The organism is Pseudomonas quebecensis, from assembly GCF_026410085.1.
Classification (GTDB): domain Bacteria; phylum Pseudomonadota; class Gammaproteobacteria; order Pseudomonadales; family Pseudomonadaceae; genus Aquipseudomonas; species Aquipseudomonas quebecensis.
On record NZ_CP112866.1, the window covers coordinates 1,806,150 to 1,830,686 of the forward strand.

Here is a 24,537-nt window from a genome sequence, read left to right on the forward strand (position 1 = left end):
AACAGACGCCTCGCGTACGAAAGTGGAGTTTTGTTTATCAGATGTCGGTTTTCCAGCCGCCACCCAATGCCTTGTACAACGCGATGCTGGCCTGCAGGCGTGACAGCCGCAGTTGCACGTTCAGGTCCTGGGCCGCGTACAGGGTGCGCTGGGTTTCGAGTACGGTCAGCCAGTCGGCGGCCCCGGCCTGGTAGCGTTGCTGGGCGATCTGGAACGCGGTCTGCGCCTGTCGCAATTCTTCGTCCTGCCATTGGCGCTGCTGGTCGAGGCGGGTGATGCCGCTGAGGGCTTTTTCCACGTCGGCAAAACCGTTGATGAGCGTGCCGCGATAGGTCTGCAGCAGTTCATCCTGGCGCGCGCGGGCCTTATCGCGTTCAGCGCTTAAACGGCCGTTGTTGAAGATCGGCGCCACCAGCCCGGCGGTCAGTGTGTAGTAGGGGCTGCGCAGCACGTCGATGGCCTTGTAGGCGTCGGAACCCAAGGTGGCGCCAAGGGTGATGGCGGGCAGCAGGGCGGCGCGGGCCACGGTCACGTCCGCCTGCGCCGCCGCCAGTTGCGCTTCGGCCTTGGCGATGTCCGGGCGGCGACTGAGCAATTGGCTGGGCAGGCCGGCGCCGATGCTCGGCCACGTCAGCGCCTGGAAGGGCTCGGCGCCCAGGTCCAGGGCCTGCACGGGTTGGCCCAGTAGGGCGGCGAGGGTGATGCGCGACTCTTCGGCCTGTTGCGCAATCAGCGGCAGTTGGCGTTGCTGGCCGGCCACCAGGCTTTTTTGCTGGGCCAATTCCAGAGCCGTGGCGGAGCCCGCGTCATAGCGGGTTTGCACCAGCGCAAGCACATTGCGCGCATTGGCCAGGTTCAACTCGGCGATGTGTCGGCGCTGGTCGCTGGCAAGGGTTTGCGCGTAGCGGTCGGCGACGTTGCCGAGCAGGGTCAGCTCCACGGTGGCCTGGTCGAATTCGCTGGCCCGCAGGTTGTGCAGAGCGCTGTCGCGGGCGGCGGCGCGACCGCCCCAGAAGTCCACCTCGTAGCTGGCGGTCAGGTTGGCGCCGAAGTTGTTCACCGCATCGTCGCTCTCGCTGGCGTCGAGGTCCGGGCCGCCTGCGCCACGCAGTAACTTCTGATGGCTGGTTGTGAGGTTGGCCTTCACCTCCGGCAGCAACGGCGCGCCGGCGATCACCGCGCTGGCCTGGGCCTGACGCACCCGTGCCATGGCGGCGGCCACGTCGAAACTGTCGCGGCGCGCCTGTTCGATCAGGCGATTGAGCGGCGCACTGCCGAACCGTGTCCACCACTGGGCGTTCACGCTTTGGGCGGCATCGCGTTCGGCGTATTGCCAGGCGGCGGGCGGCACGATACCGCGGTCGATGCTGGGCGGCCGGCCTGCGCAGGCGCTGATCAGCAGGCACAGGCTGAGTACGCACAGGTGTGAAGGGACATAGGGTTTATTCACTGGTCAATGCCTTAACCGGATCGAGCCGGGCAGCTTTACGGGCCGGCATAAAGCCGAATACGACGCCGGTGACCAATGCGCAGCCGAATGCGCCGAGCACCGCCACCAGGGAAAACTGCACTGCCACCTTGGCCAGCACCAGCACGCCGCCCACCAGCAGGGCCAGGGCGATACCACACAGGCCGCCGACCACCGAGAGCATCACCGCCTCGGTAAGGAACTGGCGTAGGATGTCGCGCTGACGCGCGCCGGTGGCCATGCGGATACCGATCTCGCGGGTGCGTTCGCGTACCGTCATGAGCATGATGTTCATCACGCCGATGCCGCCCACCAGCAGGGAAATCGCCGCAATCGAGCCGAGCATCAGCGACAGGGTGTTCTGAGTGCGTGCCTCGGCCTGGATCATTGCGGCGTTGTTGGTCAGTTCGTAGTCGCGCTTGCCGTGGTGCAGACGCTGCATCAACTGGTCGATGGCCTGTTCGGCTTCGTGCACTTTGCGCGCGTCGGCGGCGGCGATCACCACGTACTCCGGGTTGTAACTGCCGAACAGGCGCACGCTGGCGGCGGTGTAGGGAATGGCGATGCGGTCGTCGCTGTCTTTGTTGCCGGAGCTGGCGCCTTTTTCCGCGAGCACGCCGATGACTTGGAAAGGCACGTTTTCGATCAGGATGTATTGGCCGATCGGGTCGACCAGGCCCTTGAACAGTTTTTCACGCACCCGATGGCCGATCACCGCCACCGTGGCGCCGGCGCGCTCGTCGGCCGCCGTGAAGTAACTGCCCTCGACCACCGGCCAGTTGAAAATCTCGGGAAAGTTGGTGTCGTTGCCGCCAACATAGGCCATGTAGTCGACGTTGCCATAACGCACCCCGGCCTCGCTGCCGTTGACCGGCATGATGCGCTGCACCTGAGGCAGCGCCGCCAGCGCGGCCACGTCTTCCAGGCTGACGATGCCCAGCGGCGTGCGCGGGTTGGGCGAGGAGCCGCTCAGGTAAAGAATGTTGGAGCCGAACGCGCCCATCTGCGCCATGACCTGGCGCTTGCTGCCTTCGCCCACGGCCAGCATTACCACCACCGAGGCCACGCCGATGATGATCCCGAGCAAGGTCAGCGCGGTGCGGAAGCGGTTGATCCACATCACGCGCCAGGCTGCCTGCACCGCGTCCACCAGCTCGGCTTTCCAGGCACCGTTATGTTCGGCGCCGTCGGCCAGGCGCTGGCGCAGGTCCACCGCTTGCAGAGCGCCAGGGGTAGCGGCGGGCGCGGTGTCGTGGGCGGATGCCGAATCGCTGATGATCAGGCCATCGCGAATCTCGATGATGCGGTTGGCGCGCGCCGCGACTTCGCGGTCGTGAGTGATCAGGATCACCACGTGGCCCTGGCCCGCCAATTCATCCAGCAGGCTCATCACTTCGGCGCCGCTGTGGCTGTCAAGGGCGCCGGTGGGTTCGTCGGCAAGGATGATATGCCCACCGTTCATCAATGCGCGGGCGATCGACACCCGTTGCTGCTGGCCGCCGGAGAGCTGGTGCGGGCGGTTGCCGGTACGCTCGGCCAGCCCCAGGCGCGTGAGCAGAGCATTGGCCCTGGCATGTCGCTCGGCGGCGCTGATACCGGCGTAGATCGCCGGCATTTCCACATTTTCCTGGGCCGAGCCGGACGGGATCAGGTGATAGCCCTGGAACACGAAACCGAACGCTTCGCGGCGCAGCCAGGCCAGGGCGTCGCTGTCCAGGTGTGCGACGTTTTCCCCGGCGAACAGGTACTCGCCCGAGGTGGGACGGTCGAGGCAGCCGAGGATATTCATCAAGGTGGATTTGCCGGAGCCGGACGCGCCGACAATCGCCACGAATTCGCCGGCGTGAATCGCCAGGTCGATACCGCGTAATACGTCGACCTGAGGGCTGTCGCCGCCACCGTAGGATTTGCGGATGTGCCTGAGTTCGATCAGCGGCGTGACCATCTCAACCTCCACTGCCGGCGACCGGGCCGATCAACAGGTGGTCGCCTTCGTTCAGGCCCTCGAGCACCTGCACGCGCAGGCGGTCGCTGAGGCCCAGGCGCACCTCCCGTTGTTCGATGCTGCCGTTGGGCATCACCACGCGGGCGATCTGTGTGTCAGTGGTGCCGTTGCCGAGCAGTGCCGAGACCGGTGCGGTCAGGGTGTCCTTGGCCTGGCCGGCGACGAAGAACACCTGGGTGGTCATCTCGGCCATCAGCGCATTGTCGGTGTTGTCCACATCCAGCAGCACGGTGTACAGCACCACGCGGCCGGCGCCGCTTTTGTTGGAACTGGTGGGGCTGCCGCTGCCCTGGGTTTCATTCAGGGGCTTGGGCGGTATCGGCAGGATCTGTCGCACGGTGCTGGTCCAGCGCCGGGTGCCGCCGCTCAGGGTGGTGAAGTAGGCGGTCATGCCGGGTTTGACGTGGCCGATATCGGCCTCCGACACCTCGGCCCATACGGTCATCGGCGACAACTTGGCGATACGCAGGATCAGCGGCGTCTGCTGCTGGGCGTTGAGGGTCTGGCCGACGCGCGCATCCACCGCCACCACGGTGCCGCTCATGGGCGCATAGATGCGTGTGTAGCCCAGCTCCGCCTCGTCGCTGCGCAGGCTGGCCTGGGCCTGCCGGATCTGCGCCTGGAACATATCGACCCTGGCCTGGGTCGCGCTCAGCTCGGCCTTGGCGGTTTGCACGTCCTCTTCACGGGTGGCATTGCCAGTGGCCAGGCGTTGCTGGCGCTGATACTTCTGGCGCGCCAGCTCATGCTGGGCCTGCTGCTCCTGCAATTGCGCCTTGAGGTTTTCGATGGCGTAGCGGCTGGCGTCGAGCTTGGCCTGCTGGGTGGACGGGTCGATTTCCACCAGCAATTGGCCTTCCTTGACCTGATCGCCTGCTTCGACGTGGATCCTGCGGATCTGCCCGGACGCCTGGGCGCCCACGTCCACATAGCGACGCGGTTGCAGGGTGCCGAGGGCGGTCACGCTGTTTTCGATAGTGCCGCGGGTTACGGTGACGGTGGTCAGGTCGTCGCGGCCCGACGGCAACACCTGCCACGCGGCGACGGCGATCAGAGGCATCAGGCACGCCGCAACAAGCAGGGCGCGTCGGGCGGGGCGGGGGCGTTTCATGGATGGATTCCAGCCAGGGAAAGTCGAGGCGCGGTTGCGCAGAGCTGACAGTTAAACGAGATAAACGCGCGAGGATTTAAGCGGTTACACACGCTGTTACAGGGCTTGCGGCTAAAAAAAACCGCTGTCGAGGCAAGACTGCTTTAAAAGTAGATGAGAATTACTATAAATTGCACCTACCCAAACTGCCATTATCCAATGGCATCCTTCTGCGGGCCCGAGCACGCTCGTGTCCGCAATGCGCTTTCAAGATGTCGGGAGTCATGTTGGAAAACTACTATCGCGAGCTGGTGTGTTTCCTCAACGCCAAGCTGGGCAACCGTCAGGTGGCCGAAGATGTGGTGCATGACGCTTATGTGCGGGTACTGGAACGCTCCAGCGACACCCCCATCGAACAACCGCGTGCCTTTTTGTACCGCACGGCGTTGAACCTGGTGATCGACGGCCATCGGCGCAACGCCCTGCGCCAGGTCGAGCCGCTGGACGTGCTGGACAGCGAAGAACGTTTCGCCCCCGGCACCCCGCACGCCTGCCACGATCAGGGCCAGCGCCTGGCGCTGCTCGAACGTGCCCTGGCCGAACTGCCGGCGGCCTGTCGCGAGAGTTTCATGTTGCGCAAGCTCGATGGCCTGAGCCACCTGCAAATCGCCGAACGCTTGTGTATTTCCCGCGCCCTGGTGGAAAAACACATCGTCAATGCCATGAAGCACTGCCGCGTGCGGATGCGCGAGTGGGACGCGCACTGATCCATCATCAGTTAAATTTTATTTCACTGTCCTCGTTTCCTATCAACACATGACCTGTTGTGCAGGTCTCGAAGGTATTCCCGCCCCACCGCCACGGGGCTTATCCAGAGGACACTGGAATGACACAGGCAATTGCTTCGCCCGCGGTTCACGACCTGATCGGCATCGGTTTCGGCCCTTCGAACCTGGCGCTGGCCATCGCCCTGCAAGAGCGCGAGAAGGCGCAGGGCAAACTGGATGTGCTGTTTCTGGACAAACAGGCCGACTATCGCTGGCACGGCAATACCCTGGTGACCCAGAGCGAACTGCAGATTTCCTTCCTCAAGGACCTGGTGACCCTGCGCAACCCCACCAGCCCGTACTCCTTCGTCAATTACCTCAAGGCCCACGGCCGCCTGGTGGACTTTATCAACCTCGGCACCTTCTACCCGTGCCGCATGGAGTTCAACGACTACCTGCGCTGGGTGGCCGGGCACTTCCAGGCCCAGGCCCGTTATGGTGAGGAAGTGCTGGCCATCGAGCCGATCCTGCATCAGCAGCAGGTCGAGGCGCTGCGGGTGATTTCCCGCGATGCGCTGGGCGAGCAGCATGTGCGCACCACCCGCTCGGTGGTGGTCAGCGCCGGCGGTACGCCACGGATTCCCGACAGCTTCAAGGCACTCAAGGGCGATAGCCGCGTGTTCCACCACTCCCAGTACCTGGAGCGCATGGCCAACCAGCCCTGCGTGCAGGGCAAGCCGATGCGCATCGCGATCATCGGCGGCGGCCAGAGCGCGGCCGAGGCGTTTATCGACCTCAACGACAGCTTCCCCTCGGTGCAGGTGGATATGATCCTGCGCGGTTCGGCGCTCAAGCCGGCGGATGACAGCCCGTTCGTCAACGAAGTGTTCTCGCCGGCGTTCACCGACCTGGTGTTCCAGCAGGTCGGCGCCGAGCGTGAGCGGCTGGTGGCGGAGTACCAGAACACCAACTATTCGGTGGTGGACCTGGACCTGATCGAGCGTATCTACGGCATTTTCTATCGTCAGAAAGTCTCCGGCGTTGCGCGCCAGGCCTTCCGCACCATGACCGTGGTCGAGAAGGCCGCACCCGGCCCGCTGGGCATCGAACTGACCCTGCGCAATAACGCCACGGGTGAAACCAGCGTCAATCACTACGACGCGGTCATCCTGGCCACCGGCTATGAGCGTCAGATGCACCGCGAACTGCTGGCGCCGCTGGAAGCGTACATGGGCGATTTCGAAGTGAGCCGCGACTACCGCATCGTCACCGATGAGCGCTGCAATGCCGGTATCTACATCCAGGGCTTCAGCCAGGCCAGCCATGGTTTGAGCGATACGTTGCTGTCGGTCTTGCCGATTCGCGCGGATGAGATTGCGGCGTCGCTGTATGCGCTGGACCGTGGGCGCGACACAGGGCGGTCGATACAGGATTTGCTGCTGGCCACCGCGAGCTGAGCTCGCACCTACGGACGGTACTTGTGACAAAGGGTTACCGCTGATACTGTACAAAAAACCAGTATCGGTAACCCGCCATGCAGTTGATCGAAAAACTCAGCATCCTCGCCGACGCCGCCAAGTACGACGCGTCCTGCGCCAGCAGCGGCGCGCCCAAGCGCAGCTCCGAGGGCAAGGCGGGGCTGGGTTCCACCGATGGCATGGGCATTTGTCACAGCTATACGCCTGACGGGCGCTGTGTGTCGCTGCTCAAGGTGCTGCTCACCAACTTCTGCCTCTACGACTGCCAATACTGCGTCAACCGCCGCTCCAGCGACGTGCCGCGTGCGCGGTTCAGTCCGGAGGAGGTGGTCACCCTGACCCTGGATTTCTACCGGCGCAATTGCGTCAGCGGGCTGTTCCTCAGCTCCGGCATTATCCGTTCGGCCGACTACACCATGGAGCAGCTTGTCCGGGTGGCGAAACTGCTGCGCGAGGAGCATGACTTTCGCGGTTATATCCACCTCAAGACCATCCCCGAAGCCGACCCGGCGCTGATTGCCGAGGCCGGGCGTTATGCCGATCGTCTGAGCGTGAATATCGAACTGCCCACCGATGCCAGCCTGCAGACGCTGGCGCCGGAGAAGCAGATCGGCTCGATCAAGCAGGCCATGCAGACCATCTACACCGGCGAGCAGACGGTGCTCAACGAACCTCGCGCGCCGCGTTTCGCCCCGGCCGGGCAGAGCACGCAGATGATCGTCGGCGCCGACGACACCGACGACAGCACCATCCTGCACGGCGCCGAAGCGCTGTACGGCCACTTCAAGCTGCGCCGCGTCTACTACTCGGCGTTCAGCCCCATTCCCAACAGCCCGAAAAGCGTACCCCTGGCCGCGCCGCCGCTGATGCGCGAACACCGCCTGTACCAGGCCGACTTCCTGCTGCGCAGCTACGGCTTCAGCGCCGGCGAATTGTTCGAAGGCCCCGGTCACCTGGCATTGGATATCGACCCCAAGCTGGCCTGGGCCCTGGAGCATCGCGAGGTGTTCCCTCTGGACCTCAACCGCGCCGAACCGACCTTGATCGCGCGTATTCCCGGTATCGGCCTGCGCACCACCCAGCGCCTGGTGGACCTGCGCCGCGAGCGCAAAATCCGCTTTGAAGACCTGGCCCGCATGCGTTGCGTGCTGGCCAAGGCCAAGCCGTTTTTCATCACCAGCGACTACCACCCGCAGCAGGCGGACAGCACCAGCGTGTTGCTGCGCGAGCAACTGCGGGACCGCCCGCAGCCGCAGCAGATGGGGCTGTGGGGATGATCAGCCTGGAATGCGACAACCTGTTCGACACCTGGCGCGAACAGGCGCGCTGGTTACTCAGTCATCAAGTCGACCCCAGCCAGGTGAGTTGGGGCGAGGCGCAGGCCGCGGATCTGTTTGCCACCGATGAGCCGATCCCTGCCGGGCTGGGGCCGTTTCAGGCGCGTATTCCCAAGGCACTGCTCGAACTGCTGGAGTCGGCCGCCTGCTACCACGGCGACCAACGCTGGAGCCTGTTGTATGAAGTGCTGTGGCGCGTCAGCCACGGCGACCGCACCGCGATGCTGGCCGGCGACAAACTGGGCAGCGAGTTGCAGCGGCGGATCAAGCAGGTCAGCCGTGAAGCGCACCACCTGCACGCGTTCGTGCGCTTTGTCGCGCTGCCGCCGGAGGCTGGGCCGGAACTGCCGGAATACGTAGCCTGGCATGAACCCGCCCACGACATTCTGAAATCGGCCAGCCAGCACTTTATCGGGCGCATGGGCCGTCATCGCTGGATGATCGCCACACCGTTGGACGGCGTGTATTACGATGGCGAACAGCTGGTTCATCAACGCCATTGCCCCGAAGCCTGGCAGCAACTGGCGCAGAACGTCGAAGACCCTCACAGCGCCATGTGGCTGACGTATTACAGCCATATATTCAACCCGGCGCGGTTGAACCCCAAGGTGATGGAAGGGCACCTGCCCAGTCGTTTCTGGAAAAACCTGCCGGAGGGCAAGCTGATCCCAAGCTTGATCAGCGAAGCGCGAACGGGGAAGCAGAAGGATGGTCAGGCCAAGATGATCGGCAGCAGGCCCGGTAAGCGTATTGCCAGCGGGCAAGGTTAAACAGGAGGGATCATGTCTACCGTCGTACGTCTCGCCCAGCCCGACGATGCCGAGGGGGTCAGCCAGGTTATCCTGGCGGCCTTGTACGGCAGTAATGCACAGGATTATCCGGCGCAGGTGATTGCCCGGGTGGCGGGTAACTTCACGCCGGAGGCGGTGCTGGACCTCTTCGCGCGTCGTATGGTGCTGGTGGCGGTTCAGGATCGGGTCATCGTCGGCACCGCTGCGCTGGATGCCAAAGTGGTGCGCTCGGTGTTCGTCAACCCGACGCGGCAAGGGCAGGGCATTGGCCGGTTATTGATGAGTGAAATCGAACTGCGCGCGGGGGAAGCGGGGGTGACAACGCTGAGTGTGCCGTCCTCGCTGACGGCCGAGCCGTTTTACGCCAGGCTGGGGTTTCGCACGGTACGTGAGGTCGATCACGGCAGTGAGCGCACCTTGGTGATGGAGAAGGCGCTGTTGCCGTGCGATGCCTGAGCACATCGGAAAGTAAATGTGGGAGGAGGCTTGCGCTATATGAGAATCCAAACGCCCTCCTCAGTTAACTGAAAGAACCGGCTCGAATGTGGGAGGGGGCTTGCCCCCGATGCGGTGTATCAGTCAACAGATTCATTGACTGAGCCACTGCTATCGGGGGCAAGCCCCCTCCCACAGGCGGTTAGACCTTTACGATCCAGCCGGCAGGTGCTTCGACGTCGCCGGTCTGCACGCCGGTCAGCTCTTTGTAGAGCTTCTGGGTGATCGGGCCGACTTCGGTTTCGCTGTGGAACACATGCAGCTTGCCGTTGTACTGGATGCCGCCGATCGGCGAGATTACTGCGGCGGTGCCGCAGGCGCCGGCTTCCTTGAACTGGTCCAGTTTGTCGATGAACACTTCGCCCTCGACCACTTCCAGGCCCAGGCGGGTCTGGGCCAGTTCGATCAGCGACAGGCGGGTGATGCCTGGCAGCACCGAAGGCGACTTCGGCGTGATGAACTGGTTGTCGTGGGTGATCCCGAAGAAGTTGGCCGAACCGACTTCTTCGATTTTCGAGTGGGTCATCGGATCCAGATAGATTGCGTCGGCAAAACCGGATTTCTTCGCTTCCGAGCCCGGCATCAGGCTGGCGGCGTAGTTGCCACCGACCTTGGCCGCGCCGGTGCCTTGTGGCGCGGCGCGGTCGAAGGTGGAGATCTGGAAGTTGTGGGGCACCAGGCCGCCCTTGAAGTAGGCGCCGACCGGGATGCAGAACACCGAGAAGATGAATTCGGGCGCGGTGCGTACGCCGATGTTGTCACCGGTGCCGATCACGAACGGACGCAGGTACAGCGCGCCGCCGCTGCCGTACGGCGGGATGAACCGCTCGTTGGCCTTGACCACTTGCTTGCAGGCGTCGATGAACGCGTCGGTCGGTACGTGGGGCATCAGCAGGCGCGCGCAGCTGCGTTGCATGCGGGCGGCGTTCTGGTCCGGGCGGAACAGGTTGATCGAGCCGTCTTTGCAACGGTAGGCCTTGAGGCCTTCAAAGCACTGCTGACCATAGTGCAGGGCGGTGGAGCCCTCGCTGATGTGCAGCACGTTGTCGTCGGTCAGGGTGCCGGCTTGCCATTCGCCGTTTTTCCAGGTCTGGAGAAACCGCTTGTCGGTCTTGATGTAGTCAAAACCCAGCTTGTCCCAATTGATGCTTTCGTTACCCATGACACCCTCTATCTCTGGTCAAGTCGGATTTTTTTTCTGGATGGGCGCAACAATACTTCATTCTTGGCTCGTGTGGGAGCAGGTGGGCGGACCATCCGACATCTGTATTGGCTGATCCGCCGCTATCGCGGGCAAGGCCGGCTCCCACAGCTGATTGCATCTCAAGGGTGGGAGCTGGGTTGCCTACAGATGCAGCGCGTGGCCCAGCGCCCGCAATGCCGCTTCCTGCACAGCCTCACCGAGGGTCGGGTGCGCGTGAATGGTGCCGGCCACGTCTTCCAGGCGCGCGCCCATTTCCAGGCTCAGGCCGAAGGCCGTGGACAGTTCGGACACACCCACACCCACAGCCTGCCAGCCGACGATCAGATGGTTGTCCCGCCGCGCCACCACCCGCACGAAGCCGGTTTTCGACTCCAGCGTCATCGCCCGGCCATTGGCCGCGAACGGGAAGCTCGACACGATGCAATCCAGTCCCGCCGCCTTGGCATCGTCGGGCGTTTTGCCGACCACCACCAGTTCCGGGTCGGTAAAGCACACCGCCGGGATCGCCGCCGGGTTGAACTCGCGGTGCAGGCCGCTGATCAGTTCGGCAACCATTTCGCCCTGGGCCATGGCTCGGTGCGCCAGCATCGGCTCGCCGCTCAGGTCGCCGATGGCATACACATTGCGCATGCTGGTCTGGCAGCGGCTGTCGATCCTTATCGCCGCGCCGTTCATGTCCAGGTTCAGCGCTTCGAGGTTCCAGCCCTGGGTGTTGGGTTTGCGACCCACCGCGACCAGCACCTGGTCGGTGGCCAATGACAAGGTGTCGCCGTTGGGGTCACGAACCTGCAGGTTGCCGTCGGCAAACCCGGTGACGCTGTGCTTGAGGTACAGCGTTACCCCCAGTTGCTTGAGGGATTCGGCCACCGGCTGGGTCAGCTCGCCGTCGTAGGCGGGCAGGATGCGATCCTGCGCCTCTACTACGCTGACCTGCGCCCCAAGCTTGCGGTAGGCGATTCCCAGTTCCAGGCCGATATAACCACCGCCCACTACGATCATGCGTTTGGGCACGCGGGTCGGCGCCAGGGCTTCGGTAGACGAGATAATCGGCCCACCGATGGGCAGCATCGGCAGGTTGACGCTTGTGGAACCGGTGGCCAGCAGCAGGTGTTCGCACTGGATGCGTTGCTCGCCGACATCGACGGTCTTGCCGTCGACTACCTTGGCCCAGCCGTGTATCACCTGCACCTTGTGCTTCTTGAGCAAGGCTGCGACGCCGGTGGTCAGGCGGTCGACGATGCCGTCCTTCCATTCCACGCTTTTGCGGATGTCCAGTGTCGGCACGTCCACTTCTATGCCCAGCGGCGAGCCCTGGCTGTGATGCACGCTTTGCTGGAATTGCTCGGCCACATGGATCAAGGCCTTGGACGGAATACAGCCGATATTCAGGCAAGTGCCCCCCAATGCCTGGGCTTCCACCAGGATGGTCGGGATGCCCAGTTGACCGGCGCGGATCGCCGCGACATAACCGCCGGGGCCGCCGCCGATGATCAGCAGGGTGGTATGGGTAATTTGTGTCATGCCCTTACTCCAGGAACAGGCTGGCGGGTTGTTCGAGCAGGCCGCGAATGGCCTGGATGAATTGCGCCGCGTCCATGCCATCGACCACGCGGTGATCGAAGGAGCTGGAGAGGTTCATCATCTTGCGAATCACGATCTGGCCCTTGATCACCATCGGCCGTTCGACGATGCGATTGACGCCGACGATGGCTACCTCCGGCAGGTTCAGCACCGGCGTGCTGACGATACCGCCCAACGCGCCGAGGCTGGTCAGGGTGATGCTGGAACCGGACAGTTCTTCACGGCTGGCCTTGCCATTGCGCGCGGCCGTGGCCAGGCGCGCGATCTCTTCGGCGGTGCCCCACAGGTTGCGGGCTTCGGCATGCCGCACCACCGGCACCATCAGGCCGATGTCGCTCTGGGTGGCGACGCCCACATGCACCGCGCCGAGGCGGGTGATGACCTGGGCTTCGTCGTCGTAACGCGCATTGATCTGCGGAAAGTCGCGCAGCGCCACGACCATGGCGCGCACGATAAACGGCAACAGGGTCAGCTTGCCGCGTGTGGCACCGTGTTTTTCGTTAAGGTGCACGCGCAGCTCGTCCAGCGCGGTGACGTCGATTTCTTCCACATAGCTGAAATGCGCGGCGCGCCGGGTGGCGTCCTGCATGCGCTGGGCGATCTTGCGGCGCATGCCGATCACTTGGATCTGTTCTTCGTCGTGGCGTTCGGCGTAAGAGGCGGCAGCGGTTTTATGTTGCGTCGCAGGCTGGAGCAAGTAAGCGTCCAAATCTTCGTGCAGAATGCGGCCCGCCGGGCCAGAGCCTTGGACCAGGCGCAGCGGGATGCCGGCATCCAGCGCATGCTTGCGCACGGCGGGGGAGGCCAGCGGGCGTTCGTCGGCTTCGCGGGCTACCGGGGCTTGCGCTGGAGCCTGAGTTGGTGCGGGTTTGCTTTGGACCGGGGCTGGCTTGGCTTCAACCACGGGAGCGGCTTTCACCGGTTCAGCCTCGAGCGGCACGTTCTTGGTATTGCCCGCGCCTTCCACTTCAATGCTGATCAGAATACTTCCCACGGCCATGACTTCGCCCGGCGCGCCGCCGAGGGCGATCACCTTGCCGTGCACCGGCGAGGGAATATCCACCATCGCCTTGTCGGTCATCACATCCGCCAGCACCTGGTCTTCGACCACCATATCGCCGACGTTCACATGCCACTGCGACAGTTCTACTTCCGCGATGCCTTCGCCAATGTCCGGCATCTTGATAACGTGCGTGCCCATTCAGACCTCCATGACCCGTTGCAGCGCCGCGCCCACACGGGACGGCCCAGGGAAATACGCCCACTCCTGCGCGTGCGGGTAGGGGGTGTCCCACCCGGTGACGCGTTCGATCGGCGCTTCCAGGTGGTGGAAGCAATGCTCCTGCACCAGCGCTACCAGCTCGGCGCCAAAGCCACAGGTGCGCGTGGCTTCATGCACCACCACGCAACGGCCGGTCTTTTTCACCGATTTGACGATGGTTTCCAGGTCCAGCGGCCACAGGCTGCGCAGGTCGATGACTTCGGCGTCGATGCCGGTTTCCTCGGCGGCCACCTGGGACACATACACGGTGGTGCCGTAGGTCAGCACGGTGACGGCCGAGCCCGGACGCACAATGGCGGCCACGTCCAGCGGCACGGTGTAGTAACCGTCCGGCACTTGGGCTTGCGGGTGTTTCGACCACGGGGTGACAGGGCGGTCGTGATGGCCGTCGAACGGGCCGTTGTACAGGCGCTTGGGTTCGAGGAAGATCACCGGGTCATCGTTTTCGATGGAGGCGATCAGCAGGCCCTTGGCGTCATACGGGTTGGACGGCATCACCGTGCGCAGGCCGCAGACCTGGGTGAACACCGCTTCGATACTTTGGCTGTGAGTCTGGCCGCCATAGATGCCGCCGCCGCAGGGCATGCGCATGGTCAGCGGCGCGGTGAACTGGCCGGCGGAGCGATAACGCAGGCGCGCGGCTTCGGAGATGATCTGGTCGGTGGCGGGGTAGACGTAGTCGGCGAACTGGATCTCGGCCACCGGGCGCAAACCATAGGCGCCCATGCCCACCGCCACGCCGACGATGCCGCTTTCGGAGATCGGCGCGTCAAATACCCGCGAAGTGCCGTACTTGCTCTGCAGGCCTTCGGTGCAGCGGAACACGCCGCCGAAATAACCGACGTCCTGGCCGAACACCACCACGTTGTCGTCGCGTTCGAGCATCACATCCATGGCCGAGCGCAGGGCCTGGATCATGGTCATGGTGGTGGTGGTCATGGCGGTTTCCACTTCGATGCTGTTGTTGTGATCGTTCATGTCAGATCCCCAACTGCTGACGCTGGCGCTTCAAGTGCTCCGGCATCTCTTTATAGACGTCTTCGAACATGGTCGCGGCGCTTGGGATCTGGCCACCGGCCAGGGTGCCGTACTGTTCGGCTTGTTTTTGCGCGGCGATGACCTCGGCTTCCAGTTCGGCACTGACCGCCGCGTGCTCCTCTTCGGACCACTGGCCAATCTTGATCAGGTGCTGCTTTAGACGGGCAATCGGGTCGCCCAGCGGGAAGTGGCTCCAGTCGTCGGCGGGGCGGTACTTGGATGGATCGTCCGAAGTGGAGTGGGGGCCGGCGCGGTAGGTGACCCATTCGATCAGGGTCGGGCCCAGGTTGCGGCGCGCACGCTCGGCGGCCCAGGCGGAAGCGGCGTACACCGCGATGAAGTCGTTGCCGTCCACACGCAGGGAGGCGATGCCGCAACCGACGCCGCGTCCGGCGAAGGTGGTGGCTTCACCGCCGGCAATGGCCTGGAAGGTGGAGATGGCCCATTGGTTGTTGACCACGTTGAGGATCACCGGCGCGCGGTAGACGTGGGCGAAGGTGAGGGCGGTGTGGAAGTCCGATTCGGCGGTGGCGCCGTCACCGATCCAGGCCGACGCGATCTTGGTATCGCCCTTGATCGCCGACGCCATGCCCCAGCCCACGCCCTGTACGAATTGGGTGGCGAGGTTGCCGGAAATAGTGAAGAAGCCAGCGTCTTTGACCGAGTACATGATCGGCAGCTGACGACCTTTGAGCGGGTCGCGCTCGTTGGACAGCAACTGGCAGATCAGGTCCACCAGCGGCACTTCGCGGGCCATCAGGATGCTTTGCTGGCGGTAGGTGGGGAAACACATGTCGTCGATGTTCAGGGCCAGGGCCTGGGCGCTGCCGATGGCTTCCTCGCCAAGGCTTTGCATGTAGAACGACATTTTTTTCTGACGCTGGGCGACCACCATGCGGTTATCGAAGATCCGTGTCTTGAGCATGGCGCGCATGCCCTTGCGCAGGATCTCTACGGGTACGCCTTCAGCCCATGGGCCCAGGGCCTGGCCCTGATCATCGAGTACACGGATCAGGCCCTTGGCCAGGTCGGCGGTGTCGGCGGGTTCTACGTCGATGGCGGGTTTGCGCACCAGGCCGGCGTCGTTCAGGCGCAGGTAGGTGAAATCGGTCTTGCAGCCTGGGCGGCCCGAGGGTTCGGGAACGTGCAGGCGCAGCGGTTCGTACTGCTGGGTCATGGCTTTCTACGCTCTATCTTGTGAATTTCTTGTAGTGGGCGCGCTAGCTGACAATCAGTCCCCGGATAGGGGAAATCTTGTCCTACAACAATCATAGGCGGGGCGTAGAAGAATATTTATCTGTGTTTCATTGCGCTCATGATCATTTGCGGATAAAAAATCTGCATAAACATAATAAACAGGTGATTTTGTCTCATGCGCAAACTGGACCGTACCGATATCGGCATTCTCAACGCCCTGCAGGAGAACGCGCGGATCACCAACGCCGACCTGGCCCGCTCGGTCAACCTGTCGCCCACGCCGTGTTTCAACCGGGTCAAGGCCATGGAGGAACTGGGCCTGATCCGTGAGCAGGTCACCTTGCTGGATGCCGATCTGCTGGGGTTGCACGTCAACGTGTTTATCCATGTCAGCCTGGAAAAACAGAATGAGCTGGCCCTGCAACAGTTCGAAAGCGCCATCGCCGACCGCCCCGAGGTGATGGAGTGCTACCTGATGGCCGGCGACCCCGACTACCTGATTCGCGTACTGGTGCCGACGATCCAGGCGCTGGAACGTTTCATGATGGACTTTCTGACCAAAGTGCCGGGCGTGGCGAATATCCGCTCCAGCTTTGCGCTCAAGCAGGTGCGCTACAAGACCGCGTTGCCATTGCCCTCCAACGGCATCAGCCTCGGTTCCTGATGCAACCCAGGCACACATGTGGGAGGGGGCTTGCCCCCGATGGCGGTGAATCAGCTAGCGCCAAGCTGCCTGTCACACCGCCATCTTGGGCAACTCGAATCCCGCATTTCAGAGCTGGTTGAGGGGGATCTTCAGGTAGGTCACCCCATTGTCTTCCGCCGGCGGCAGATGCCCGGCCCGTACATTCACCTGGATCGCCGGCAACAACAGCGTCGGCATCCCCAGCCCCGCATCGCGCTGGGTGCGCATCGCCACAAACGCCGCTTCATCCACGCCGTCATGCACATGAATATTGCCTGCGCGCTGTTCGGCTACCGTGGTCAGGCATTTCGCCTCGCGCCCCCGGGGTGGATAGTCATGGCACACGTACAGTTGGGTCTCCAGTGGAAACGCCAGTAATTTGCGCATTGAGGCGTACAACTGCCGCGCATCGCCGCCGGGGAAGTCGCAGCGCGCGGTGCCCACATCCGGCATAAACAGGGTATCGCCGACCAGGATCAACCGACCCTCGATCAGGTAGGCCATGTCCGCCGGGGTATGACCGGGCACATGCAAGGCCTGGGCTTGCAGGCCGCCGATGTGGAAGCACTCGTCCGGGGCGAACAAATGATCGAACTGCGAACCGTCCGCCCGGAATTCCGGCTCCAGGTTAAATAGGTTTTTGAATACGTCCTGCACTTTGCTGATGCACTGGCCGATGGCGATCTTGCCGCCCAGTGTGCGGCGCAGGTAGGGCGCGGCGGACAAGTGGTCGGCGTGGGCATGGGTTTCCAGCAGCCACTGCACCTGCAAACGGTGTTCGTGTACGAATGCGATCACCTTGTCCGCCTGGGTGGTGTCGGTGCGGCCGGAGGCGGGGTCGTAGTTGAGCACCGAATCGACGATGGCGCAGGCGCCGCCGTCCGCTTCGTAGACCACATAGGTATAGGTCGACGACGCCTCGTCCAGAAAGGATTGAATCAACGCTGGCATGGCGGTAGCCCCTGATGCTGGAAAAAAGTGATTACAATCACTTTATATTTAAACATAATGTTTTCAGATTAAGTGACACACAGGACCCGACGCAAATGGAATCTACCTTGAGTGAGGGCGAAGTCGCCCAGTTGCGTGCGTCCGCGTCCAAAGCCTGCGCCTTGCTCAAGGCGTTGGCCAATGAAGACCGCCTGTTGATCCTGTGCCAGTTGACCCAGGGCGAACGCAATGTCGGCGAGCTGGAGACCATGACCGGCGTGCGCCAGCCGACGCTGTCCCAGCAACTGGGCATCCTGCGCGACGAAGGGCTGGTGGCCACCCGTCGCGAAGGCAAATACATTTTCTACGGGCTGGCCAGCCACGAAGTGATTCAAGTGATGAAGACCTTGTCCGGGCTGTACTGCGGCGCGGTCATAAAAAGTTGGGCGTAACGCCATCCGGCGGCGACCCTTGTGTGCATTGACAAAAAAAGGCGATAGACCATGACCGACCAACACTGGGGCCAAACCATCAGTGGCGACATCGTTGTCATCGGCGGCGGCTCGGCGGGCATCGGCCTGCTGGCCAGCCTGCTCAAGCGCGACCCCCATCTGAACATCACCCTGATCGAACCCAGCGACTACCACTGCTACCAACCGGCCTGGACCCTGGTGGGCGGCGGTGCCTACGACCTGGAAAAAACCCGCCGTCCCCTGGCCGACGTATTGCCCAATGGCGTGACCTGGGTGCAGGCCGCCGTCACCGAGGTGCTGCCGGACAGCCAGAGCCTGGTGCTCGACAACGGCCAGCGCGTGACCTGGAACAATCTGGTCGTCTGCCCTGGCCTGCGTCTGGCCTGGGAAAAAATCGAAGGCCTGCAGGACACCCTCGGCCAGCACGGCGTGACCTCCAACTACAGCTACGAGCACGCCGTCTATACCTGGCAGCAAGTCAAGCAACTCAAGGCCGGTAAGGCACTGTTCACCCAGCCGGCCATGCCGATCAAATGCGCCGGCGCGCCGCAGAAGGCCATGTACCTGTCCTGCGACCACTGGCTCAAGCAAGGCCATCTGAAAAACATCGACGTGGAATTCAACCTGGCCGGCGCGGCGCTGTTCGGCGTGGCGACCTTCGTGCCGCCGTTGATGAAATACGTGGAGAAATACAACGCGCGCCTGGCCTTCAATACCAACCTGGTGAAAGTCGACGGTCCGGCACGCAAAGCCTGGTTTGACGTCAAGGACGCTGAAGGCAACGTCACCCGTGTCGAAAAAACTTTCGACCTGCTGCACGTGGTCCCACCGCAAATGGCGCCGGAGTTTATCCGCAACAGCCCACTGGCCGACGCCGCCGGCTGGTGCGACGTGCACCCGCACAGCCTGCAGCATCAGCGCTATGCGCGTGTCTTCGGCCTGGGCGATGTGTGCGGCACCAGCAATGCCAAGACCGCCGCGGCGGTGCGCAAGCAGATTGTGGTGGTCGCCGAAAACCTGTTGGCCCTGCGCAAACAGGCGCCGCTGCCGCTCAAGTACGACGGCTACGGTTCCTGCCCGCTGACGGTGGAGAAGGGCAAAGTGGTGCTGGCCGAGTTTGGTTACGGTGGCAAGCTGCTGCCGACGTTCGCCCTCGACCCGACGCGGGCACGTCGTTCCATGTGGTTTCTCAAGGCCACGTTGCTGCCATGGTTCTATTGGAACGGCATGCTCAAGGGCCGCGAATGGCTGACCCGCCTGAGCAAGGTGGACTGAATGCTGCTGGCCAGTGTGTTGGGCGTGTTGATGGGCATGGTCATGGGCTTGACCGGCGCCGGTGGCGGCATCCTCGGTGTGCCCGCGTTGGTGCTGGGGCTGGGCCTGAGCATGACCCAGGCCGCGCCGGTGTCGCTGCTCGCTGTGGGCGCGGCGGCGGCGGTGGGGGCGATTGACGGTTTGCGCCATGGCCTGGTGCGTTATCGCGCCGCGTTGCTGATCGCGTTGCTCGGCGCGCTGTTTTCCCCGCTGGGGGTGTTCGTCGCCCACCAGATGCCCGAAGCGCTGCTCAAGGGCCTGTTCAGCGCGTTGATGGTGCTGGTGGCGTGGCGCATGCTGCAACGGGAGAAACTCCAGGCCGGGCCGAGCGACCATGGCGCCGCCTCCTGGGGCCAGAAAAACTGCATGCTCAACCAGCAGACCGGGCGCCTGGCCTGGACCGCCAAATGCACCGCCACCCTGGCCACCCTGGGCGCCATCACCGGTGCGGTGTCGGGTCTGCTCGGCGTGGGCGGTGGCTTTCTGATCGTGCCGGCATTCAAACAGCTTACCGATGTGCAGATGCGCGGCATTGTCGCCACCTCGTTGATGGTGATCAGCCTGATTTCGCTGATCGGCGTGGTCGGCGCGTTCCATGCCGGCGTGCGTATCGATGCCGTCGGCTGGGTGTTTATCGCAGCCAGCATCGTCGGCATGCTGGTTGGCCGGCGCCTGTGTTCGGTCATCGCCGCACGCACCCTGCAGGTGGGGTTTGCCAGCCTATGTGTGGTGGTGGCGATTGGCATGCTGGTCAACGCCCTGCATTGATCGTTCCCACGCTCCGCGTGGGAATGCCGCCCTGGACGCTCCGCGTCCGCTCTTGACGGTCGTGACGCGGAGCGTCACCCGCTGCATTCCCACGCGGAGCGTGGGAACGATCAAGCGCCTTCATCCCATCGCATCCCCCCACCCAGTACCCAAGTAGCATAGGTCGCATCCCCCGCCCTTCGTACACTCATGCATCAGAGGGGGAGGCAACGATGCATAACAGTGAAGGCGTAGTCAGTGCCATGTCCCAGGCCACCGATGAAGGGCAGGCCGCCGAGGAGTTGGCGCAGCAACTGTTGCATCCGTACCTGGGCTTCGTGCTGTTTTTCTGCTCGGCCTCTTACGACCTGCAGGCCCTGGGCCAAGCGTTGCAAGCGTGCCTGGGCAACGTGCGCGTGGTGGGCTGTACCAGCGCCGGCGAGATCACGCCCCAAGGCTACGGCCGCAATTGCATTACGGCGATGGGCTTTAATCACGCGCATTTTTCTATCGCCACCGAGCTGATCGACCAAGTGGAACACTTCAGCCTGATCGACGCCCAGCACATGGTCGAACGCCTGGTCGGCGGCTGTCGCAGCAATACCCTGGCGCCGATCAAGGGCAATACCTTCGCCCTGACCCTGCTCGATGGCCTCTCCAGCCGCGAAGAAATGGTACTCGCCGCCCTCAGCGCCGCCCTTGGCGATATCCCGCACTTCGGCGGTTCGGCCGGTGACGACAACTTCCTCACCCACACCCACGTGTACTTCAATGGAGCGTTCCACAGCGGCGCGGCGGTGGTGGTGCTGGTCAATACCTGGTTGGATTTCGAAGTGTTCACCACCCACCACATCCTGCCGCGTGCGGAAAAACTGGTGGTGACCGGCGCCGACAGCCCGTCACGACGGGTGTACGAGCTCAATGCCGAACCCGCCGCCGAGGAGTACGCGCGGCACATCGGCGTGGCGGTGGCCGACCTCGACCACCGCGTCTTTGCCGCCCACCCGCTGGCGGTGCGTATCCATGATCAGTACTACGTGCGCGCCATTCAACAGGTGCACGAAGACCTGAGCCTGAGTTTCTACTGCGCCGTGGAAAACGGCATCGTACTGACCGTGATGAAACCCGGCCCGATTCTGCCCAACCTGGAAAGCCTGTTCGACGGCCTGCACTCTCGCCTCGGCGATTTGTTGCTGACTGTCGGCTGCGACTGCTTCCTGCGCCGCCTGGAGCTGGAAGACGCCGGGGGCCTGGAACAGATCGGCAGCTTCCTGCAAGCCAAACGGGTGATGGGGTTCAACACCTACGGAGAACAGTTCAATGGCATGCACATCAACCAGACCTTCACCGGTGTCGCCATTGCCCGAGGCCGGCGCTGAACTGCTCGCCCAGGTGGCCCGACTGCAACAGGACAACCACAAGCTGGCGCGGATCAATGCGGCGCTGATCGAGCGTATCGAGTCCGGCATGGCCCAGGGTAATAACCCGTACACCACCTTTCAGCATTCGGTGGTACTGGCCGAGCAAGTGCGCGAACGCACCGATGCCTTGAACCAGGCAATGGCCGAACTCAAGGCCAGCAACCACTTGCTGATCAACGCGAGGCTGCGCGCCGAGACCCTGCGCGGTGAACAGGCGGCGGCGCAAAAGGCCCAGGAAAGTGAACGCTGGATTCGCCTGATCACCGATAACGTTCCGGCCCTGATCGGCTACTTGAATGCCGACCTGGTCTACGAATTCACCAATAAGGTCTATGAACAATGGTACTGCTGGCCGCGCGGCATGATGCTCGGCCTGAGCCTGCGCGAAGTCCACAGCGAGCAGCATTGCCAGCGCCTGGACGCCTATGTCGCCCGCGCCCTGGCCGGGGAGAGCGTGACCTTCGAGTTCGCCGAGACCAACATCAATAACCAGGAGCGCTACATGCTGCGCTCCTATGTGCCGAATATGCTGGCCAGTGGCGAAGTGGTAGGGATCTTTGTGTTGATCCGCGACATCACCGAACGCCGCCGCACCGCCGAAGCGTTGCACCAGGCCTATCAGCACCTGGAGCAACGCGTGGCCCAGCGCACCTCGGAACTCACTGCGCTCAACGGCCAGTTGCTCAAGGAAATCGATGAGCGCCGGCGCATGGAAACCCGCCTGCGCGAGGCCAAGCTGGAGGCGGAACAGGCCAACCTGTCGAAAACCAAATTCCTCGCGGCCGTCAGCCACGACCTGCTGCAACCGCTGAACGCCGCGCGTCTGTTCACCAGCGCTTTGCTGGAGCGCCCGAGCGAAAAGCTGGTGCGCAACGTGAGCAATTCCCTGGAAGACGTGGAAAACCTGTTAGGCACCCTGGTGGATATTTCCAAGCTGGATGCCGGGGTGATCAAGGCCGATATCGCGCCGTTCGCCTTGAGCGAACTGCTCGATAACCTGGCCGTCGAATACACCCAACTGGCCCGCAGCGAAGGCTTGGAGCTGCGCTTCATCGGTTGTTCGGCACTGGTGCGCAGCGACATCCAACTGCTGGCGCGGATTCTGCGCAACCTGCTGAGCAATGCGATTCGCTACACCTACAGCGGTCGCGTGGTGCTGGGCTGTCGTCGCCAGCATCAGCGCCTGTCGATCCAGGTGTGGGACAGCGGCATGGGCATCGCCGAGGAGCGCCTGGAGGAGATATTCCAGGAGTTCAAACGCGGCGATGTGCAGCGCCGCGATCAGGATCGCGGGCTGGGGTTGGGCCTGGCGATCGTGGAGAAAATCGCCGGCATTCTTGGCCATCGCATCAGCGTCAAATCCGTACCCGGCAAGGGCTCGATGTTTGCCGTGGAAGTGCCCTTGAGCGCCACCGCACCAAAAAACCTGCCTGCGCCCAGCATGAGCGAACCGATGCTGGAGCGTTTACAGGGCGCGCGGGTGTGGGTGCTGGATAACGACGCGGCGATCTGCGCGGGTATGCGCACGTTACTCGAAGGGTGGGGCTGCGAGGTGATCACCGCCTTATCGGAGCAGGACCTGGCTGGCCAGGTGGACAATTACCACGCCGAGGCCGACCTGCTGATCGCCGACTACCACCTGGACAACGACCAGAACGGCGTCGACGCCGTGGCCCACATCAACGCCCGCCGCAGCCGCCCGATACCGGCGCTGATGATCACCGCCAACTACAGCAACGAGCTGAAACTGCAGATCCGTGAGTTGGGGCATACCTTGATGCACAAGCCGGTACGCCCAATGAAACTCAAGACCGCCATGAGCCACCTGCTCGGTCGGCCCTGACAACTGATCGTTCCCACGTTCTGCGTGGGAATGCCGCACTGGACGCTCTGCGTCCGCTTTTAACGGGCGTGACGCGGAGCGTCACAGGATGCATTCCCACGCGGAGCGTGGGAACGATCATCCATACCTTGATGCACAAGCCGGTACGCCCAATGAAACTCAAGACCGCCATGAGCCACCTGCTCGGTCGGCCCTGACAACTGATCGTTCCCACGCTCTGCGTGGGAATGCCGTACTGGACGCTCTGCGTCCGCTTTTAACGGGCGTGACGCGGAGCGTCACAGGATGCATTCCCACGCGGAGCGTGGGAACGATCATCCATACCTTGATGCACAAGCCGGTACGCCCAATGAAACTCAAGACCGCCATGAGCCACCTGCTCGGTCGGCCCTGACAACTGATCGTTCTCACGCTCTGCGTGGGAATGCCGCACTGGACGCTCTGCGTCCGCTTTTAACGGGGGTGACGCGGAGCGTCACAGGATGCATTCCCACGCGGAGCGTGGGAACGATCATCCATACCTTGATGCACAAGCCGGTACGCCGAATGAAACTCAAGACCGCCATGAGCCACCTGCTCGGTCGGCCCTGACAACTGATCGTTCCCACGCTCTGCGTGGGAATGCCGTACTGGACGCTCTGCGTCCGCTTTTAACGGGGGTGACGCGGAGCGTGGGAACGATCAGCACATTTGATTTGTGTTGTGCCAGACGGGTCAGCGGCGCAGGTATGAGCCGAAATCGATATCCCCGGCACTGAGGATCGCCTGCACCCGGTTATGCACGTTCAACTTGCGCAGGATCGCCGACACGTGGGCCTTCACTGTGGTCTCGGCGATTTCCAGGGTGTAGGCGATCTGTTTGTTCGACTCGCCCTTGGTCATGCGTTCCAGCACCAGCAATTGCTTGCGCGTCAGGGCTTGCAGTAGTTCGGGGGCGAAGCCGGGGTTTTCGTTGAGGCGGCGCTGGCCCCCGGGTTTCTGGGTGCGGATGATGTCCGGCGGCAGGTACACGTTGCCGTTGAGAATCTGCTGGATCGCCTCGGTCATTTGCAGGCGCGGCGAGGACTTGGTGATAAACCCCACCGCGCCATAGGTGATGGCTTGCAGCACAATCTGCTTGTCCTGCTCGGCGGAAACGATTACCACCGGGATGGTCGGCGACTCATTGCGCAGGTTGATCAGGCCGTTGAGCCCGTGCATGCCCGGCATATTCAGGTCGAGCAGGATCAGGTCGAGGTCGTCGTGTTCCTGGGTCAGGGCGAGGGCGCTGTGCAGGTCGGCGGTTTCCATCACTTCGCTGCCGGGGAAGCCGTCGCTGATGACGTTATGGATCGCCTCGCGAAACAGCGGGTGATCGTCGGCAATCAGGATTTTGTACATGGCCGTTCACC

The 24,537-nt window shown here is 63.1% G+C and carries 20 protein-coding genes and 3 pseudogenes; 13 read left to right on the plus strand and 10 right to left on the minus strand.

Translation table 11 applies throughout. The features are described from left to right. Positions 1–37 precede the first annotated feature (37 nt). Genes OSC50_RS08565 through OSC50_RS08575 form a run of 3 tightly spaced genes read right to left on the minus strand, consistent with a single transcriptional unit; the run spans position 38 to position 4,584 of the window. The gene (locus OSC50_RS08565) at positions 38–1,450 is read right to left on the minus strand and encodes an efflux transporter outer membrane subunit (RefSeq protein WP_266246044.1); all 1,413 of its coding nucleotides are present in this window, start codon (positions 1,448–1,450) and stop codon (positions 38–40) included. Beyond that, entirely contained in the window at positions 1,443–3,413 is a 1,971-nt protein-coding gene (locus OSC50_RS08570) for a MacB family efflux pump subunit (RefSeq protein WP_253508421.1), read from the minus strand. The genes OSC50_RS08565 and OSC50_RS08570 overlap by 8 nt, the downstream gene beginning before the upstream one ends. 1 nt (position 3,414) lies before the next feature. Next, positions 3,415–4,584: an efflux RND transporter periplasmic adaptor subunit gene (locus OSC50_RS08575; protein WP_266246042.1), complete on the minus strand. Its 1,170-nt coding sequence runs from the start codon at positions 4,582–4,584 to the stop codon at positions 3,415–3,417. Positions 4,585–4,847: 263 nt separating this feature from the next. Here OSC50_RS08575 and OSC50_RS08580 point away from each other — a divergent pair, with 263 nt between their 5' ends. From OSC50_RS08580 to OSC50_RS08600, 5 genes and pseudogenes are all read left to right on the plus strand, one after another. Next, on the plus strand, positions 4,848–5,330 hold the full coding sequence (locus OSC50_RS08580) for a sigma-70 family RNA polymerase sigma factor (protein WP_181081798.1): 483 nt from the start codon (positions 4,848–4,850) through the stop codon (positions 5,328–5,330). Positions 5,331–5,449: 119 nt separating this feature from the next. Next, positions 5,450–6,787, plus strand: coding sequence for a lysine N(6)-hydroxylase/L-ornithine N(5)-oxygenase family protein (locus OSC50_RS08585; RefSeq protein ID WP_181081797.1), 1,338 nt, complete (start codon positions 5,450–5,452; stop codon positions 6,785–6,787). Between the two features lie 77 nt (positions 6,788–6,864). Then, positions 6,865–8,085 (plus strand): putative DNA modification/repair radical SAM protein, encoded by a 1,221-nt coding sequence (locus OSC50_RS08590; RefSeq protein ID WP_181081796.1) that lies wholly within the window; start codon positions 6,865–6,867, stop codon positions 8,083–8,085. After that, entirely contained in the window at positions 8,082–8,915 is an 834-nt protein-coding gene (locus OSC50_RS08595; RefSeq protein ID WP_253508419.1) for a TIGR03915 family putative DNA repair protein, read from the plus strand. The genes OSC50_RS08590 and OSC50_RS08595 overlap by 4 nt, the downstream gene beginning before the upstream one ends. 12 nt (positions 8,916–8,927) lie before the next feature. After that, a pseudogene (locus OSC50_RS08600) lies at positions 8,928–9,377 on the plus strand (GNAT family N-acetyltransferase); the annotation flags it as partial. 196 nt (positions 9,378–9,573) lie between these two features. On the opposite strand, the gene OSC50_RS08605 reads toward OSC50_RS08600, so the two are convergent. The 5 genes from OSC50_RS08605 to OSC50_RS08625 all read right to left on the minus strand — a co-directional run bounded on the left by OSC50_RS08605 (position 9,574) and on the right by OSC50_RS08625 (position 15,713). Further along, positions 9,574–10,593 (minus strand): branched-chain amino acid aminotransferase, encoded by a 1,020-nt coding sequence (locus OSC50_RS08605; protein WP_181081794.1) that lies wholly within the window; start codon positions 10,591–10,593, stop codon positions 9,574–9,576. A 183-nt stretch (positions 10,594–10,776) separates the two neighbouring features. Continuing rightward, the gene (gene lpdA / locus OSC50_RS08610) at positions 10,777–12,156 is read right to left on the minus strand and encodes a dihydrolipoyl dehydrogenase (protein WP_266246038.1); all 1,380 of its coding nucleotides are present in this window, start codon (positions 12,154–12,156) and stop codon (positions 10,777–10,779) included. A gap of 4 nt (positions 12,157–12,160) precedes the next feature. Continuing rightward, complete coding sequence (locus OSC50_RS08615; RefSeq protein WP_266246036.1) at positions 12,161–13,417, minus strand: dihydrolipoamide acetyltransferase family protein; 1,257 nt, start codon at positions 13,415–13,417, stop codon at positions 12,161–12,163. Continuing rightward, entirely contained in the window at positions 13,418–14,476 is a 1,059-nt protein-coding gene (locus OSC50_RS08620; RefSeq protein WP_181081791.1) for an alpha-ketoacid dehydrogenase subunit beta, read from the minus strand. A 1-nt stretch (position 14,477) separates the two neighbouring features. Then, positions 14,478–15,713, minus strand: coding sequence for a 3-methyl-2-oxobutanoate dehydrogenase (2-methylpropanoyl-transferring) subunit alpha (locus tag OSC50_RS08625; protein WP_253508413.1), 1,236 nt, complete (start codon positions 15,711–15,713; stop codon positions 14,478–14,480). Between the two features lie 195 nt (positions 15,714–15,908). Here OSC50_RS08625 and bkdR point away from each other — a divergent pair, with 195 nt between their 5' ends. Beyond that, positions 15,909–16,397, plus strand: a complete 489-nt coding sequence (gene bkdR / locus OSC50_RS08630) for a Bkd operon transcriptional regulator BkdR (protein ID WP_034137807.1) — start codon at positions 15,909–15,911, stop codon at positions 16,395–16,397. Positions 16,398–16,505: 108 nt separating this feature from the next. Here the strand turns inward: bkdR and OSC50_RS08635 are convergent, their stop codons facing one another. Further along, positions 16,506–17,369 carry an MBL fold metallo-hydrolase gene (locus OSC50_RS08635; protein WP_266246031.1) on the minus strand — a complete coding sequence of 288 codons (864 nt, stop codon included), beginning with the start codon at positions 17,367–17,369 and terminating at the stop codon, positions 16,506–16,508. A gap of 95 nt (positions 17,370–17,464) precedes the next feature. Between OSC50_RS08635 and OSC50_RS08640 the strand changes: the two genes are divergently transcribed. The 7 genes and pseudogenes from OSC50_RS08640 to OSC50_RS26130 form a co-directional block, all read left to right on the plus strand. Further along, positions 17,465–17,800: an ArsR/SmtB family transcription factor gene (locus tag OSC50_RS08640; RefSeq protein ID WP_017527038.1), complete on the plus strand. Its 336-nt coding sequence runs from the start codon at positions 17,465–17,467 to the stop codon at positions 17,798–17,800. 51 nt (positions 17,801–17,851) lie between these two features. Then, the gene (locus tag OSC50_RS08645) at positions 17,852–19,096 is read left to right on the plus strand and encodes an NAD(P)/FAD-dependent oxidoreductase (RefSeq protein ID WP_266246025.1); all 1,245 of its coding nucleotides are present in this window, start codon (positions 17,852–17,854) and stop codon (positions 19,094–19,096) included. Next, positions 19,097–19,903 carry a sulfite exporter TauE/SafE family protein gene (locus OSC50_RS08650; RefSeq protein WP_253508407.1) on the plus strand — a complete coding sequence of 269 codons (807 nt, stop codon included), beginning with the start codon at positions 19,097–19,099 and terminating at the stop codon, positions 19,901–19,903. A gap of 212 nt (positions 19,904–20,115) precedes the next feature. Further along, complete coding sequence (gene nosP, locus OSC50_RS08655; protein WP_181081786.1) at positions 20,116–21,261, plus strand: nitric oxide-sensing protein NosP; 1,146 nt, start codon at positions 20,116–20,118, stop codon at positions 21,259–21,261. Further along, positions 21,203–23,146, plus strand: a complete 1,944-nt coding sequence (locus tag OSC50_RS08660) for a PAS domain-containing hybrid sensor histidine kinase/response regulator (RefSeq protein WP_266246022.1) — start codon at positions 21,203–21,205, stop codon at positions 23,144–23,146. The genes nosP and OSC50_RS08660 overlap by 59 nt, the downstream gene beginning before the upstream one ends. A gap of 122 nt (positions 23,147–23,268) precedes the next feature. After that, a pseudogene (locus OSC50_RS26125) lies at positions 23,269–23,343 on the plus strand (hypothetical protein); the annotation flags it as partial. A gap of 122 nt (positions 23,344–23,465) precedes the next feature. Then, positions 23,466–23,540, plus strand: a pseudogene (locus tag OSC50_RS26130) (hypothetical protein); the annotation flags it as partial. A gap of 320 nt (positions 23,541–23,860) precedes the next feature. Here OSC50_RS26130 and OSC50_RS08665 read toward each other — a convergent pair. Continuing rightward, entirely contained in the window at positions 23,861–24,526 is a 666-nt protein-coding gene (locus tag OSC50_RS08665; protein ID WP_266246020.1) for a response regulator transcription factor, read from the minus strand. Between the last annotated feature and the right edge of the window lie 11 nt (positions 24,527–24,537).